Source organism: Pseudomonas sp. GW821-FHT02A08, assembly GCF_059422045.1.
Genome location: NZ_JBWKWD010000039.1, coordinates 13,344 through 29,237, shown reverse-complemented (window position 1 = coordinate 29,237; position 15,894 = coordinate 13,344). Strand labels below are relative to the sequence as shown.

General features: G+C 64.1%; 15 protein-coding genes and 1 riboswitch. Of the genes, 14 read left to right on the top strand and 1 reads right to left on the bottom strand.

All coding sequences use genetic code 11. The features are described 5' to 3' along the window. Positions 1-7 precede the first annotated feature (7 nt). Positions 8-592: a hypothetical protein gene (locus AC07W4_RS22825; RefSeq protein WP_008049720.1), complete on the bottom strand. Its 585-nt coding sequence runs from the start codon at positions 590-592 to the stop codon at positions 8-10. Between the two features lie 153 nt (positions 593-745). Beyond that, positions 746-978: riboswitch (cobalamin riboswitch) on the top strand. Positions 979-1,060: 82 nt separating this feature from the next. Here AC07W4_RS22825 and cobO point away from each other — a divergent pair. From cobO to qhpG, 14 genes are all read left to right on the top strand, one after another. Continuing rightward, complete coding sequence (gene cobO, locus AC07W4_RS22820; protein WP_008049722.1) at positions 1,061-1,672, top strand: cob(I)yrinic acid a,c-diamide adenosyltransferase; 612 nt, start codon at positions 1,061-1,063, stop codon at positions 1,670-1,672. Next, complete coding sequence (locus AC07W4_RS22815; protein ID WP_495034075.1) at positions 1,669-3,069, top strand: cobyrinic acid a,c-diamide synthase CobB; 1,401 nt, start codon at positions 1,669-1,671, stop codon at positions 3,067-3,069. The genes cobO and AC07W4_RS22815 overlap by 4 nt, the downstream gene beginning before the upstream one ends. After that, positions 3,066-3,716, top strand: a complete 651-nt coding sequence (gene bluB, locus AC07W4_RS22810) for a 5,6-dimethylbenzimidazole synthase (RefSeq protein ID WP_495034074.1) — start codon at positions 3,066-3,068, stop codon at positions 3,714-3,716. Before AC07W4_RS22815 ends, bluB begins: the two co-directional genes overlap by 4 nt. Beyond that, positions 3,713-4,621: an adenosylcobinamide-phosphate synthase CbiB gene (gene cbiB / locus AC07W4_RS22805; RefSeq protein ID WP_495034073.1), complete on the top strand. Its 909-nt coding sequence runs from the start codon at positions 3,713-3,715 to the stop codon at positions 4,619-4,621. Before bluB ends, cbiB begins: the two co-directional genes overlap by 4 nt. Beyond that, a complete protein-coding gene (cobD, locus tag AC07W4_RS22800) occupies positions 4,614-5,606 on the top strand; it encodes a threonine-phosphate decarboxylase CobD (protein WP_495034072.1) in 993 nt (330 codons plus the stop codon). Before cbiB ends, cobD begins: the two co-directional genes overlap by 8 nt. Then, positions 5,603-7,054, top strand: a complete 1,452-nt coding sequence (locus AC07W4_RS22795; protein WP_495034071.1) for a cobyric acid synthase — start codon at positions 5,603-5,605, stop codon at positions 7,052-7,054. Before cobD ends, AC07W4_RS22795 begins: the two co-directional genes overlap by 4 nt. Positions 7,055-7,202: 148 nt before the next feature. After that, entirely contained in the window at positions 7,203-7,724 is a 522-nt protein-coding gene (cobU, locus tag AC07W4_RS22790; protein ID WP_495034070.1) for a bifunctional adenosylcobinamide kinase/adenosylcobinamide-phosphate guanylyltransferase, read from the top strand. Then, positions 7,721-8,776 (top strand): nicotinate-nucleotide--dimethylbenzimidazole phosphoribosyltransferase, encoded by a 1,056-nt coding sequence (gene cobT, locus AC07W4_RS22785; RefSeq protein ID WP_008049729.1) that lies wholly within the window; start codon positions 7,721-7,723, stop codon positions 8,774-8,776. The genes cobU and cobT overlap by 4 nt, the downstream gene beginning before the upstream one ends. After that, a complete protein-coding gene (cobC, locus tag AC07W4_RS22780; RefSeq protein ID WP_495034069.1) occupies positions 8,773-9,348 on the top strand; it encodes an alpha-ribazole phosphatase family protein in 576 nt (191 codons plus the stop codon). Before cobT ends, cobC begins: the two co-directional genes overlap by 4 nt. A 2-nt stretch (positions 9,349-9,350) precedes the next feature. Continuing rightward, entirely contained in the window at positions 9,351-10,082 is a 732-nt protein-coding gene (locus AC07W4_RS22775) for an adenosylcobinamide-GDP ribazoletransferase (protein WP_495034068.1), read from the top strand. Positions 10,083-10,300: 218 nt separating this feature from the next. Then, on the top strand, positions 10,301-12,205 hold the full coding sequence (locus AC07W4_RS22770; protein WP_495034067.1) for a sigma-54-dependent Fis family transcriptional regulator: 1,905 nt from the start codon (positions 10,301-10,303) through the stop codon (positions 12,203-12,205). Next, a complete protein-coding gene (locus tag AC07W4_RS22765) occupies positions 12,205-13,923 on the top strand; it encodes an ABC transporter ATP-binding protein (RefSeq protein WP_495034066.1) in 1,719 nt (572 codons plus the stop codon). Before AC07W4_RS22770 ends, AC07W4_RS22765 begins: the two co-directional genes overlap by 1 nt. Further along, a complete protein-coding gene (gene qhpE / locus AC07W4_RS22760) occupies positions 13,913-14,590 on the top strand; it encodes a subtilisin-like serine protease QhpE (protein ID WP_495034065.1) in 678 nt (225 codons plus the stop codon). Before AC07W4_RS22765 ends, qhpE begins: the two co-directional genes overlap by 11 nt. Then, positions 14,587-15,885 carry a flavin-dependent monooxygenase QhpG gene (gene qhpG / locus AC07W4_RS22755; protein ID WP_495034064.1) on the top strand — a complete coding sequence of 433 codons (1,299 nt, stop codon included), beginning with the start codon at positions 14,587-14,589 and terminating at the stop codon, positions 15,883-15,885. Before qhpE ends, qhpG begins: the two co-directional genes overlap by 4 nt. The last annotated feature ends 9 nt before the right edge of the window (positions 15,886-15,894 follow it).

The window sequence follows — 15,894 nt, the reverse complement described above, 5'->3', positions numbered from 1 at the left end:
TCAACCCTTAGCCGCGGGCTTCCTTGAACAGCACCGCAACGCCGGGGTGATAGTTGCCGGCTTCGTTGCGCAACTTGCGGTAGGCATAAGGGAAATACCAGGCGACAGCGCAGGTGTGTTCCTTTTGCAGGTCGTCGACCATGTCCTGGAGTTCTTCCGGTGTGGCGCCCTGCTGGGCTTTTTGCGGGGCGACGAACAGGCAGCCGAGTTTCAGGTCGCTGGCGTGGCTCAGGCGCTTTGCATCGCTGGCGATGTCGAGCAGGGCCTGGGTCAGGTTGAGGCTGTTGACCCGTGGCCAGCGCTGGCTGGTCTGGATGTAGGCGCGGGTTTCGGACGAAGCCAGGAGCAGGTCGGCGCGGCTGTTGCGTTCGCCTTCTTCGGTCTGCTTGCGGGTGGGCGTCTGTTGCAGCGTGACCATCTCGGCCATCCAGGCGGCGGCGGACAGCAGTCCGAGATTGGCCTTTTCGTCGTGCCAGTACGGTGTGTCGCCATCGCCGCGGACGGCGTTGTAACGGTCGATGCATTCGAACCAGTGTTCGAGCACCGGGCGCAGGAATTCCAGCTTTGGATTGCTGATGATCATGCCTTGCATGGGCTCACCCTTGTTGTTGTGTTGTGGGGTTGTGGCTCTTTGATATCACCGCTGAGAGCGTGGCACAAGATTGACGTCAGTTTATTGATTGATGGCAGTTATTCGGTCGTTGGCCTCCCGGCTTTAATTGACGCTCCACCCCCAACCCTCTAACCTTCGCGGCTTGTTTCAGGTGCTCTGTGACTTGGGTCGACAGAGTGAAACAGGGAAGCCGGTGAGTGAGTCCTTCTGTTGGTCGAAGGCCCGCAATTCCGGCGCTGCCCCCGCAACGGTAAATGAGTGAAAACTGTGTGTGATGCCACTGTGTCGATTCGATGCGGGAAGGCGCACGGTCTGGCCCCGCGCCACTCATGAGCCCGGAGACCGGCCTGATTCATCCAGCGGCATCACGGTGGGCGATGCCAGGCTTTTTGCCTTCTATTGTTGTGCCTGCCCGCCGTTATTCCAGCCTCAACGGAGAGCTCCCCCATGACTGATACCCCTGATCGTGACGAACGCCACCTGGCGCGCATGCAGCGCAAAAAAGCCGTGATCGACGAGCGCATCGCCAATTCCCCGAACGAGTGTGGCCTGCTGCTGGTGCTGACCGGCAACGGCAAGGGCAAGAGCAGCTCGGCCTTCGGCATGCTTGCCCGCGCCATGGGGCACGGCATGCAATGTGGCGTGGTGCAGTTCATCAAGGGCCGCAACAGCACGGGCGAAGAGTTGTTCTTCCGACGCTTTCCCGAGCAGGTGCGTTTTCATGTGATGGGCGAAGGCTTTACCTGGGAAACCCAGGACCGCCAGCGCGACATCGCCGCCGCCGAAGCCGCCTGGGCGGTGTCCCGGGAACTGCTGCGCGATCCTTCCATCGGCCTGGTGGTGCTGGATGAGCTCAATATCGCCCTCAAGCACGGCTACCTCGATCTCGATCAAGTGCTCAGCGACTTGCAGGCCCGGCCACCGATGCAACACGTGGTGGTCACCGGTCGTGCCGCCAAGCCGGAAATGATCGAGATGGCCGACACCGTCACCGAGATGGGCGTGATCAAACACGCCTTCCAGGCCGGGATCAAAGCGCAGAAAGGCGTCGAACTGTGAACCAGCCTCGTCATTGCCCGGCGGTACTGATTGCCGCGCCAGCTTCCGGCCAGGGCAAGACCACCGTCACCGCGGCACTGGCCCGATTGCATCGCAATCAGGGGCGCAAGGTCCGTGTGTTCAAGTGCGGCCCCGACTTTCTCGACCCGATGATCCTCGAACGCGCCAGCGGTGCGCCGGTGTATCAACTGGACATGTGGATGGTCGGCGAGCAGGAAAGTCGCCGGTTGTTGTGGGAAGCCGCCGCTGAAGCCGACCTGATCCTGATCGAAGGCGTCATGGGGTTGTTCGACGGCACGCCATCGAGTGCCGACCTGGCGCGGCATTTCGGTGTGCCGGTGCTGGGGGTGATCGATGGCACGGCCATGGCCCAGACCTTTGGCGCATTGGCCCTGGGGTTGGCGCGTTATCAGCCGGACTTGCCGTTCGCCGGCGTGCTGGCCAATCGTGTCGGTACGCTGCGCCACGCGCAACTGCTCGAGGGTAGCCTGACTGAAGGCTTGCGCTGGTACGGCGCGCTGTCCCGGGAAACCGGGATCGAGTTGCCGAGCCGGCACCTGGGGCTGGTGCAGGCCAGTGAGTTGAACGATCTCGACTTGCGCCTGGATGCGGCAGCCGATGCCCTGGCAAGCAGTTGCGAGGTCGCGCTGCCGCCGGCGGTCGAGTTCGCCGCCCCTGATGTCATCGCGGCCGAACCGCTGCTGGCCGGCGTGCGCATTGCCGTCGCCCGCGATGAAGCCTTTGCGTTCACCTACGGCGCGAGCCTGGATCTGCTGCGGGCGATGGGCGCCGAACTGTCGTTCTTCTCGCCGATCCGCGACCGAGGGTTGCCGGAAGCGGACAGCCTGTATCTGCCGGGCGGTTACCCGGAACTGCACCATGTTGCGCTGGCGCAAAACACCGCGATGCTCGACGCGATCCGCGCCCACCACCGGGCGGGCAAACCCTTGCTCGCCGAGTGTGGCGGCATGCTGTATCTGCTCGACTCCCTGACCGACGTCGAGGGCACTCGCGCCGAACTGGTTGGCTTGCTGGCCGGTGATGCGGTCATGCAAAAGCGACTGGCAGCGCTGGCGTTGCAAGCGGTGGAATTGCCGGAAGGCTCGCTGCGCGGGCACACCTATCACCATTCGCTGACCACCACTGAACTGGCGCCGATTGCCCGTGGCTTGAGCCCTAACGGCGGGCGCGGAGCGGAGGCGGTCTACCGTGAGGGGCGGATGACTGCCTCTTATGTGCACTTTTATTTTCCGTCCAATCCGCAAGCAGTTGCCGCACTGTTTGCGCCCGGCCTTGAAACCGCCATCGCTGGCAAGCCAGCTCCCACAGTGGGCGGTGTAATGCCTGTAGAAATGCAATCCCTGGTGGGAGCGGGCTTGCTCGCGAAGAGGCCATGACCGACAACGCATTCTCCGAAGCCGAACGCGCAGCGGTCTACCGCGCCATCGCCGAGCGCCGCGACATGCGCCACTTCAGCGGCGGCACCGTCGAGCCCGAATTGCTGCGGCGCCTGCTCGAGGCCGCACACCAGGCCCCCAGTGTCGGCCTGATGCAGCCTTGGCGCTTTATCCGAATCAGCGATCGCGCCTTGCGCGGGCAAATCCAGGCCCTGGTGGAAGAAGAGCGCATCCGCACCGCCGAAGCCCTGGGTGAGCGCAGCGATGAGTTCATGAAGCTCAAGGTCGAAGGTATCAACGATTGCGCCGAGGTGCTGGTCGCCGCACTGATGGACGACCGCGAGCAGCATATCTTTGGTCGCCGCACCTTGCCGGAAATGGACATGGCTTCGTTGTCCTGCGCGATCCAGAACCTGTGGTTGGCGTCCCGAGCCGAAGGGCTGGGGATGGGTTGGGTGTCGCTGTTCGAACCCCAGGCACTGGCGGACCTGTTGAGGTTGCCGCCCGGTGCCAAGCCGCTGGCCGTGCTGTGCCTGGGACCGGTGAAGGCGTTCTATCCGGCGCCGATGCTGGTGCTCGAAGGCTGGGCACAGGCGCGTGCGCTGCATGAATTGCTGTATGAAAACTATTGGGGAGTGAGTCAATGAGTGTGGCGTTGTTGAGTGTCGCCGCGGTTGCGCTGGATGCGCTGCTGGGTGAACCCAAACGCTGGCATCCGCTGGTGGCGTTCGGTCGTTTTGCCGAGCGCATCGAGCAACGTTTCAACGGCGGCGGTCGCGGCTGGCGCAGTCATGGCGTCACCGCGTGGGTGATCGCCGTGTTGCCGCTGACGCTGTTGGCCACGGCATTCTCCTGGGCGCCTTATGTCGGCTGGATCGTCGAGATTCTCGCCCTCTATTGCGCCCTCGGCATGCGCAGCCTCGGTGAGCACGTCACGCCTGTGGCCAAGGCCCTGCGCGGCGGCGATCTTGATGAAGCACGCAAACGGGTGAGTTTTCTGGTCAGCCGTAAAACCAGTGATCTGGATGAAACCGAAGTCGCCCGGGCCGCTACCGAGTCGGTGCTGGAGAACGGTAGCGACGCGGTGTTCGCGGCGTTGTTCTGGTTTGCCGTGGCCGGCGCGCCGGGCGTGGTGCTCTACCGCCTGAGCAATACGCTGGATGCGATGTGGGGTTATCGCAATGAACGCTTCGAACGGTTCGGTTGGGCGGCGGCGAAGGTCGACGATGTGCTCAATTACATTCCTGCGCGCCTGGTGGCACTGACTTACGCGTTGCTGGGCAAAACCCGGCTGGCGTTGAAATGCTGGCGCACCCAGGGCCCGACCTGGGACAGCCCGAACGCCGGCCCGGTGATGGCGGCAGGGGCGGGCGCCCTGGGCGTTGAATTGGGCGGGGCGGCGATTTATCACGGCGAACTGCATCAGCGTCCGCAGCTGGGTGAAGGCGTGCCGGCGGATGCCGACTCCATTGACCGGGGCTGGCAATTGGTCCAGCGCGGGGTATGGTTATGGCTGCTGATTCTCTGCCTGGGGGCCGAATTTTATGCTTGAGCATGGTGGGCGGCTGCGCAAGGCGGCACTTGAGTACGGCATAGATGAAGCCGACTGGCTGGACCTGTCCACGGGCCTTGCGCCCTGGCCGTTCCCGGTGCCGGATATTCCGCTGCGGGCCTGGGCCCGATTGCCGGAGACGGACGACGGCCTGGAACTGGCCGCCTGCGATTACTACGGCACCTTGCAGGCATTGCCGGTGGCCGGCTCGCAAATGGCGATACAGCTACTGCCGCGATTGCGTCGGGCGGGCAAGGTCGGCGTGCTGTCGCCCTGTTACGCCGAGCACGCCGAAGCGTGGCGTCGCAACGGCTACATCGTGCGTGAAGTGCTGGAGCAGGAAGTCGACTTCTTTATCGACAGTTTCGACGTGCTGGTGGTGGTCAATCCGAACAACCCCACGGGCCTGAGCCTCACCCCCAGCCGGCTGCTCGACTGGCACACGCGGCTCGCCCAGCGCGGTGGCTGGCTGGTGGTGGACGAAGCGTTCATGGATAACACGCCGCAACTGAGCCTGGCGCCGTTTGCCCATCAAGTCGGGCTGATCGTCTTGCGCTCCTTCGGCAAGTTTTTCGGCCTGGCCGGTGTGCGCCTGGGGTTTGTGCTGGCCGAGCGCAAGCTGCTCAAGTTGCTGGCTGAACAAGTGGGGCCCTGGGCCGTGAGCGGGGCAACCCGGGTCGTGGGCCAGGCCTGCCTGCGCGATACCGAGGGGCAAATTCGGCAACGGCTGCGCACCGAAGAGGCCAGCGAGCGCCTTGCGTCGTTGCTGCAGCAACACGGCTTCGAACCCCAGGGCGGTTGTGCGCTGTTCCAGTGGCTGGTCACCGAGCATGCCGAAGAGCTGCATGTATTCATGGCCCGGCGCGGCATTCTCCTGCGGTTGTTCACGCACAACGGCAGCTTGCGATTCGGCTTGCCCGGTGACGAAATCGCCTGGGTACGACTGGCACAGGCGTTCGAAGATTTCGCCAAGGAAAACCAATGACCACGCTGATGGTGCAGGGCACCACATCGGATGCCGGTAAAAGCACGCTGGTGACCGCGCTGTGCCGTTGGGCTACGCGCCAAGGCGTCCGGGTGGTGCCGTTCAAGCCGCAGAACATGGCCCTCAACAGTGCGGTGACCGCCGACGGTGGCGAGATCGGCCGTGCCCAGGCGGTACAGGCCCAGGCCGCGAACCTTGAGCCGCACACCGACATGAACCCGGTGTTGCTCAAGCCCAACAGTGACACCGGTGCCCAGGTGATCATCCATGGCCGCGCCGTCACGACCATGAATGCCGTCGCCTATCACGACTACAAAACCATCGCCATGCAAGCGGTGCTGGCCTCCCACGAGCGCTTGAGCGCGGCATATCCGCTGGTGATGGTCGAGGGCGCGGGCTCGCCGGCGGAAATCAATCTGCGGGCCGGGGACATCGCCAACATGGGCTTCGCCGAAGCAGTGGATTGCCCGGTGCTGCTGATCGCCGATATCAATCGCGGCGGGGTCTTTGCCCATCTGGTCGGGACTCTTGAGCTGCTGTCGCCGAGCGAACAGGCGCGGGTCAAAGGCTTCATCATCAATCGTTTCCGCGGCGACATCGCGTTGCTGCAACCCGGCCTCGACTGGCTCGAAGAGCGCACGGGCAAACCGGTGATCGGCGTGCTGCCCTACGTGATGGACCTGCACCTGGAGGCCGAGGACGGCATCGATCAACGCCAGGCCGATAAAGCCGAACAGGTGCTGAAGGTGGTGGTGCCGGTGCTGCCGCGCATCAGCAATCACACCGATTTCGATCCGCTTCGCCTGCATCCGCAAGTGGACCTGCAATTCATCGGCCCCGGCCAGGCGATTCCGTCCGCCGATCTGATCATTCTTCCTGGCTCGAAAAGTGTTCGAAGTGATCTTGCGTACCTGCGGGCCAACGGCTGGGACACCGCCATCGCCCGGCATCTGCGCTACGGCGGGAAACTGCTGGGGATTTGTGGCGGTCTGCAGATGCTCGGTGAGCAGGTGCATGACCCGCTGGGTCTTGAGGGGGCGCCGGGTTCCAGCGTCGGTTTGGGGCTGTTGGCCTTCCAGACTCAACTCGAACAAGAGAAGCAGTTGCGCAATGTGCGTGGTCGCCTGGCGCTGGAAGATGCGCCGGTGGCGGGCTATGAAATTCATGCCGGCGTGACCACCGGGCCGGCCCTGGAACATGCCGCCGTGCAACTGGATGACGGCCGCTGTGATGGTGCGCAAAGTACGGACGGGCAGATTTTCGGCACCTACCTGCACGGGCTGTTCGAATCGCCGGCGGCGTGCAGTGCGCTGCTTCGCTGGGCGGGTTTGCAGGAGGTGCAAGACGTGGATTATCACGGCTTGCGCGAGCGTGATATCGAGCGGCTGGCGGATCTGGTGGAGAAGCATCTGGATACCGGGCTGTTGCGGCAGCTCTGTGGATTCTGAGGTGTAAGCTCTGGCCTCTTCGCGAGCAAGCCCGCTCCCACAGGTTACGAGGTGCATTCAAAATTTATGTTCAGCCTGGATCAACTGTGGGAGCGGGCTTGCCCGCGATGAGGCCAGTCGCTTCACCGAATATTTCAAGGAAACAACCATGCTCCAACTGATCCTCGGCGGCGCCCGCTCCGGCAAGAGTCGCCTGGCTGAAAAACTCGCCATCGACAGTGCCCTGGCCGTGACCTACATCGCCACCAGCCAGCCACTGGATGGCGAAATGAGCGAACGGGTGGCTCATCACCGCGCCCGTCGTCCTGCCGAATGGGCACTGATCGAAGAACCGCTGGAACTGGCCCGGGTACTGCGTGAAAACGCCCGCGCCGACCACTGCCTGTTGGTGGATTGCCTGACCCTGTGGCTGACCAATCTGCTGATGCTCGACGATGCCGAGCGCTTGCAAGCCGAGCGAGATGCTCTGCTCGAATGCCTGGCATCGCTGCCGGGTGAAATCATTTTTGTCAGCAACGAGACCGGAATGGGTGTCGTGCCGCTGGGCGAATTGACTCGCCGCTATGTCGATGAAGCCGGTTGGCTGCATCAAGCTCTGGCTGAACGTTGTCAGCGTGTCGTCCTGACCGTCGCCGGCCTGCCCCTGACTCTGAAAGGAACTGCGTTATGACTCAATCCTGGTGGCTGAACCCGTGCAAGCCGGTCGATACCCAAGCGGTCGAACAGGCCCGGGCGCGGCAACAGCAACTGACCAAGCCGGCCGGCTCCCTCGGCCAGCTGGAGGCGCTGGCGGTGCAACTGGCGGGTTTGCAGGGGCGGGTCAAGCCGAGTCTGGAGCAGGTCTGGATCGCGATTTTTGCCGGCGACCATGGTGTCGTCGCCGAGGGCGTGTCGGCGTTTCCCCAGGAAGTGACCGGGCAGATGCTGCTCAACTTCGTCAGCGGTGGTGCGGCGATCAGCGTATTGGCGCGGCAACTGGGCGCTTCCCTCGAGGTGGTTGACCTTGGCACGGTCACGCCGTCGCTGGACCTGCCGGGCGTGCGGCACCTTAATGTCGGCCTGGGCACGGCAAACTTTGTACAGGGGCCGGCCATGACTCAGGCCCAAGGGCAACTCGCCTTGCAGGCCGGCCGTGACAGCGTGCAGCGGGCCATTGCCACCGGTGCGCAGTTGTTTATCGGTGGCGAAATGGGCATCGGTAATACCACCGCCGCCAGCGCCCTGGCGTGTGCGCTGCTCGATTGCCCGGTGGTGCATTTGACCGGGCCTGGCACCGGGCTCAATGCCGAAGGTGTCAGCCACAAAGCTCAGGTGATCGAGCGCGCCCTGGCATTGCATGGCGCGCAGCGTGACGATGCCTTGCAGACACTGTTCAATCTCGGCGGTTTCGAGATTGCCGCGCTGGTCGGTGGCTATATCGCGTGTGCCCAGGAAGGTGTCGCGGTGCTGGTGGACGGCTTCATTTGCAGCGTCGCGGCACTGGTTGCGGTGCGCTTGAATCCGGAATGTCGTCAGTGGCTGTTGTTCGGTCATCGCGGCGCCGAGCCGGGGCATCGTCATGTGCTGGAAACCCTGAAGGCGCAACCCTTGCTCGATCTCGGCCTGCGCCTTGGCGAAGGCAGTGGCGCGGCATTGGCTGTGCCGCTGCTGCGCCTGGCGTGCGATCTGCACGGTCAGATGGCGACCTTCGCCGAAGCCGCCGTGGCAGATCGTCCGGCATGACTTTGCGCCTGGATCTGTTGCGTCACGGTGAAACCGAACTCGGTGGCGGCTTGCGCGGCAGCATCGATGATGCGTTGACCGACACGGGCTGGACGCAGATGCGTGCCGCCGTGGTCGGGCAAGGGCCGTGGGATCGGCTGGTCAGTTCGCCGTTGCAGCGTTGTGCGCGGTTTGCCGAGGAGCTCGGTGCGCAATCGGGTGTGCCGGTGCAACTGGATAAAGACCTGCAAGAATTGCATTTCGGCGCCTGGGAAGGGCAGAGCGCGGCGGCGTTGATGGAAACCGACGCGCAGGCCCTGGGCTTGTTCTGGGCCGATCCCTATTCGTTCACGCCGCCTCGGGGTGAGCCGGTTGCAGACTTTTCGGCACGGGTGCTGGCAGCGCTGGAGCGTTTGCACGCGACCTGTGCCGGTGAGCGCATTCTGTTGATCAGCCATGGTGGTGTGATGCGCCTGTTGCTGGCGCAAGCCCGGGGGCTGCCGCGAGAGCAACTGCTCAACGTTGAGGTCGGGCATGGTGCGCTGTTTTCGCTGACGGTGGAGCCTGCGGGCTTGTTGAAGGAAGTGCTCTGACCATGCTGCCATTCTGGATCGCCCTGCAATTTCTCAGCAGCCTGCCGATTCGCCTGCCCGGTATGCCTGAGCCCCGGGAACTGGGGCGGTCGCTGCTGTTTTATCCGCTGGTGGGGTTGCTCTTTGGCGCCATTCTGTGGGCAGTGAACTGGCTGTTGCAGGGCACGCCGACCTTGCTGCACGCGGCACTGTTGCTGAGCCTTTGGGTGCTGCTCAGCGGCGGCTTGCATCTCGATGGCCTGGCGGACAGCGCTGATGCCTGGCTGGGCGGTTTTGGCGACCGCGAGCGTACGCTGACCATCATGAAAGACCCGCGCAGCGGGCCGATCGCCGTGGTGACGCTGGTGCTGGTGTTGTTGCTCAAATTCACCGCGCTGCTGACGCTGATCGAGCAGCCGCATTCGCTGGCATTGATCATCGTGCCGTTGATCGGTCGCAGCGCTTTGCTCGGCTTGTTCCTGACTACGCCTTATGTGCGCGCCGGTGGCCTGGGCCAGGCATTGGCCGATCATCTTCCGCGTTCGGCGGGCAAGCAGGTGTTGGCGGTCAGTGCATTGGCCTGTGTGCTGATTGCCGGTTTGAGTGGTGTGCTGGCGGTGGTGTTGGCCGCTCTTGGATTTGCCTGGTTGCGACAGGTCATGCTGCGGCGACTCGGTGGAACGACGGGCGATACGGCAGGGGCAATGCTGGAGTTGCTGGAGGTAGGGGGGGTGGTCGGATTGGCGTTAGTCTGAGGGCAGTGACGGTGACGAGTGGCATGATGAAGGCAGTTGCTCCCGCAGTGTCCGAGTAAAGCCGCCTATCTGTTGGCTTGCGCGCGAAGAACGATGACACGGTCCACCTGACGGAACACAAGCGCTGTAAGGCACTTGCCATGGCCCTGACGTTAACGTAAAGATTGCGGCAGGGCGCCGACGTATGAAGGCGCAGGGTGGATGACCCGGAGCGCTTGATGACGCCAACAAAAACAAACTCCCCCAAACTGCATCGCGAAGCCCGGCTGGCCCGGGAAAAACTGCACCTGGAAGGCGAAGTGCCGGATGGCGTCCTGCGTGCGGAGATCGATGCCTCGTGGCGGCGCAGCCTGAGCCATGGCGTGCATTTCAATGCCAAGCATGAGCTGGCGCTGGAATCGGGTGCCAGCCTGGACCTGTTGCTGGCCAGCAACCGCTTGCTGATTGACGCCGCGCTGCCGGCCATCGATTACCTGGCCGAGCGTCAGGGCAAGGAAGGGCTGATCATCCTCGCCAACTCCGACGCCACCATCCTCGCCGTCGAAGGCCGCGCCGACCGTCTCAAGGGCAGTGGCCTGCAGGACATCACCCTCGGCGCCTGCTGGAGCGAAGCGGTTCGCGGCACCAACGCCCTGGGCACGGCACTGGTGGAAGCCCGGCCGACCCTGATCGATTGCGGCGAACATTATCTGGATCGCCTCAGTGACTTTTCCTGCACTTCGGTGCCGATCCATTGCCCCCAAGGCGACATTCTTGGCGTCCTCGACCTGACCCGCGAAGGTCCCCTCGGCCGCGTCCACGACAGCACCGCGTTGCTGGCCATGGCCGTCAGCCAGATCGAAAGCCGGGTGTTCAACGCCAGCTATCCGGACGAAATCGTCCTGGCCTTCCACAGCCGCAGGCAATACCTGGAATCCCCGTGGCAAGGCTTGCTGGCGGTGAGCCTGGGCGGGCAGATCCTCGCGGTCAGCGCCCAGGCCTGCCAGTTGCTCCATGCCGAGCGCTCGGCCCTGGTCGGTCGGCGCTGCGAGGAGTTTCTGGGCGTCGACGGCCTGCAGTTGTTGGCGCGTCTGCACCAGGGCGGGGCCGGCAGCCTGCAAACCGCCAAGGGTGAATTCTTCTACAAGACCCTGCGCGCGCCGCAACGCTCGATCAACGTCAGCAACCCGCCGCGCACTGTTGCGAAACCGGCCAAGGCGCAACCGGATCTTGAAGCGCTGGCCGGCAGCAATACGCGCTACGCCCGTGCCTTGCGCATGGCCCGTCAAGGCCTGGCCAATGAGTTGCCGGTCTTGTTGCTGGGCGAAACCGGCACCGGTAAGGAGGTCATCGCCCGCGCCCTGCACATGGCCGGAAGCCGCTGCGACAAACCCTTCGTGGCGGTGAACTGCGCGGCCATTCCCGAAGGCCTGATCGAGTCCGAACTGTTCGGCTACCGCGAAGGCGCGTTCACCGGTTCACGCCGGGGCGGCATGGTCGGGCGCTTGCAACAGGCCCATGGCGGCACCTTGTTTCTCGATGAAATCGGCGACATGCCATTGGCCTTGCAGGCCCGACTGTTGCGGGTGTTGCAGGATCGCAAGGTCGCGCCCCTGGGCGCTGGCGAAGAGCAGGACATAGACGTCGCGCTGATCTGCGCCACCCACCGCGACCTCAAGCGTCTGGTGGAAGAAAAACACTTTCGCGAAGACCTGTTCTACCGGGTCAACGGTATCAGCGTGATGCTCCCGGCCCTGCGCGAACGCGAAGATTTCGGCGCGTTGGTCACTCGTATGCTGACGACACTGGGCGCACCCGCCGTGGTCCTGCACGATGATCTCGATCGTTTGCTCAGCGGCTATCACTGGCCGGGCAACATCCGCCAATTGGAGATGATCCTGCGCACCGCGCTGGCCATGCGCGAACCGGGCGAAACCGTGTTGACCCTCGACCACCTGCCCGACAGCATGCTCGACGAGTTGACCGCCAGCGAACGGCCCCAGGCCGGCAGCATCCGGGAAAACGAACTGGAACTGATTCGCCAGTCCCTGGACACCCATCAGGGCAACGTCTCGGCCGCCGCCGACGCCCTGGGCATCAGCCGCGCGACGCTTTATCGCAAGCTCAAACAGTTGCGTTCGTGATGCAGCGCTTGATCGTTCGGCTGATCGACAGCCAGAACCCCGAGGCGCTGCAAGCGTCACTGCGCTGGCTCTACAGCTTCGTGCGACCCCATCGCCTGGCGATTGCCGGGCTGCTGGGTTTGTCGGTCTGCGCCTCGGCGCTGGTGCTGGTGCAGCCGTGGCTGACCAAACTGCTGATCGACGATGGCCTGTTGGCGCGCAACTTCCCGATGCTGGTCATGATCGCCGGGCTGATGATCGTCGCCGGATTGCTGGGCACGGCGCTTTCGGGCATCAACCGCTACCTGCACACGCGACTGTCCGGGCGCATGCTGTTTGCCCTGCGCGATGACCTGTACCGCCATTTGCAAACCCTGTCACCGGGCTTTTACGGCCAGCGGCGCATCGGCGACCTGATGTCGCGCCTCGATGGCGACGTCGCGGAAATCCAGCGCTTTGCCGTGGACTCGCTGTTCTCGGCCGTGTCCAGCGTGATCGGCCTGGTGGTGGCCGTGGCGATGCTGCTGACCTTGTCCTGGAAGCTCTCGCTGCTGGCCCTGCTACTGATTCCCCTCGATGTCCTCTGGCTGCGCTGGATGCGGCGCAAGGTCGAGCGCGATGTGCGGCAGTTGCGCGAGCGTTCGGCGGACATGTCGTCGTTCATGGTCGAGACGCTGCCGGTGATGAAGTTCATCCAGTCCGCCGGCCAGCAACAGCGCGAAGCACGGCGCCTCGAGATGCTGGGGCAGGGCTACATGAGCCAGTTGCTGCGCCTGCAGGTCACCGAATTTTTCACCCAGGCCGTGCCCGGCACGCTGACCTCATTGTCCCGGGCCTGCGCATTCTTGATCGGCGGGTACTGGGTGGTGCAGGGCACCTGGCAACTCGGCGCCCTGATTGCGTTTTCCACCTACCTGGGGATGGCCGTGGGGCCGGTGCAGAGCTTGCTCGGGCTTTACGTTGCGATTCAGCGGATGACCGTCAGCCTCGGTCGGGTCATGGAGTTGCGCGGCGAACAACCGACCGTGCTGACGCCCGATACCCCACGGGCGATGCCCAAAGGCGGCGATCTGTGGTTCGACAACGTGCACTTCGCCCATCCTGGCCGCCAGTCGACCCTGCGCGGCATCGAGGCGCGGATTCCCTACGGTATGAAGGTGGCCCTCAGCGGCGGCTCGGGCGTGGGTAAATCCACCCTGATCGACCTGCTGCAACGTCATCACGATCCGCAATCGGGCCGGGTACTGCTGGGCGACGTCGATCTGCGCGAACTGGACCTGTTCCAGTTGCGTCGGGGCATCGCCATCGTCAGCCAGGACATCGTGCTGTTTCGCGGCAGCCTCGCCGACAACCTGGCCTACGCGGTGCCGGACGCCAGCCGCGAGGCGATTGCCGACGTGGCGCGACTGGCGCAACTCGACAGTCTGATCGAGTCCTTGCCCGAAGGTCTCGACAGCCCCTTGGGCGAGCGGGGCCAGCAGTTGTCCGGTGGGCAGAAGCAACGCATCGCGATTGCCCGGGCGCTGTTGCAGGACCCTTTGATTCTGGTGCTCGATGAAGCCACTTCCGCGGTGGATGAAGCCACCGAGCGCGAAGTCATCGACGCCATCGACCGCTTGTTTGCCGGGCGTACGCGCATCCTGATCAGCCATCGCCCCTCAACCCTGGCCGATGCCGATCTGCGCTTCGAATTGCTCGACGGCGTGCTGACCTCGAAAACGGTGCTGCATGAAACCTGAGTTGCGCATTGGTGTGGTGGACAGCGGCCACTCGGCGGCACAACGGGTGCAAGTGATCGCCGGCCGGCGCTTTTCATTGCTCGAAGACGGCCTGGCCGAGGGCGACTTGCGCGAGGACCCGCTGGGGCATGGCAGTGCGGTGATCGAGGCGATTGGCCGGCGTGCACCTTCGGCGCTGTTTTGCGTGGCCCAGGTGTTCGACCAGCGGGGTGTCACCAGCGCCTTGCAGATCGCCACGGCGATTGACTGGCTGCTGACGCAGGACGTGCGACTGATCAATCTGAGCCTTGGTCTGCGCCAGGATCGCAGCCTGCTGCGCGCGGCCTGCGCGGCAGCGGTAGCACGGGGCGTGCTGTTGTGTGCGTCGAGTCCGGCCCAGGGCGAAGGGGTGTTTCCGGCCAACTATCCGCAGGTGTTGCGGGTCACCGGCGATGCGCGGTGTGCCGAGCAGGAATGGTCATGGCTCAACAGCGCCCAGGCGGATTTCGCCGCCTGTGTGCATGGCACGTACCCGGGGCAATCCGGGGCGAGCCTCGGTTGCGCCGCGTTGAGCGGGCACATCGCCGGGTTCCTCGTCGATCAGCCTGATGCCAGCAATGAGCAAATCATCGAGTGGTTGCGCGAGCATGCCCGTTACCGTGGCCCTGAACGGCGCTTCGGGCCATGACCGACATCGTCATTCTGGGCGCCGGACCGGCCGGCGCCGCCGTCGCACTGGGGCTACGGCGGCTGGGCCATGGCGTCACGCTGATCAGCGAATGGCGCCGGTTTGCCGCGCTCGAAGGCGTGTCCGTGCGGGTTCTGGAAGCCTTGCGCGGCGCGGGCCTGCATCAGGCGTTGGCGCAAGCGGCGCTGCCGTCCCGGCGCCAGGTTTCGTGGAATGGCCAGCGCCACGCGCAGAACATCGAATACTTGCTCGACCGTCCGGTGTTCGACCGAGGCCTGCGTGAGGATTTGCGCCTGGCAGGGGTCGAGTTGATCGAAGGCCGGGTGCTGACGGTTCAGTCATCGGCCAATGGCCACCGAATCGAAATCGACGGAGGCGAACCGCTGCTCGCGCCGTTTCTCGTGGAAGCCCGAGGACGTCAGGCCCCCGCTATCGGCAAGGGCTTGCGTGGGCCCGAGACCGTCAGCTTGCTCAATCGCTGGCAGGGTTCGCCGGGCAGCACCGCCAGCGCCGTGGAAAGCCTCGAGGACGGCTGGGCATGGATGGCGCGGCGCGCCGACGGCCAGTGTTACTGGCAATGGACGGTGGACGTGGCCAGCGCCGGGTTGCCGGGCAAGGCCATGTTGCTCGAATACTGTCGGCAAAGACGTGGGGAGTCGGCAGTGGCTCGTGGTTTTTTCGGCGGCGAACCGGAGCTGGATTTGCAGCTGCACGCCCGCAGCAGCACGGCGATTCTCAGCCCGCAGGTGTGTGGTGACAACTGGATTCGGGTCGGTGATGCGGCGATGGCCGTGGACCCGTTGTCGGGCAACGGCATCTTTCAGTCGTTGTCTTCGGCATTGCAGGCGCCGGCGGTGATCAACACGCTGCTGTGCAAACCCGAACGGGCGGCTCTGGCCCAGCGTTTTCACCAGCAACGGGTGGAGCAGTTGTTTTTGCGATTTGCGCGGATCGGCCGGGATTTTTATGCCGATGAGCAGCGTTGGCTGGATCAGCCATTCTGGCAGGCACGACGGCAATGGCCGGATGCTGAAATCGCCCATGCCGAGGCCGATTTCAATGCCCTGAGAATCGAACTCGCACCGGTGCTGCGTGACGGATTTGTCGATGAGGCCGAGGTGGTGATCACGGCGGATCAGCCGTTGGGGATCTGGCATGTGCATGGGGTGGAGGTGGCGGCGTTGGTGCAGCGGTTAAAGCAGGGAGAACCGGCGGGTCAGGTGTTGGCCGGGTTGGCGGTGGAGCAGGGGAAGATGGTCAGGAGTTGGTTGTTGGCTCAGGGATTCAAACCCTGATATTTGAGC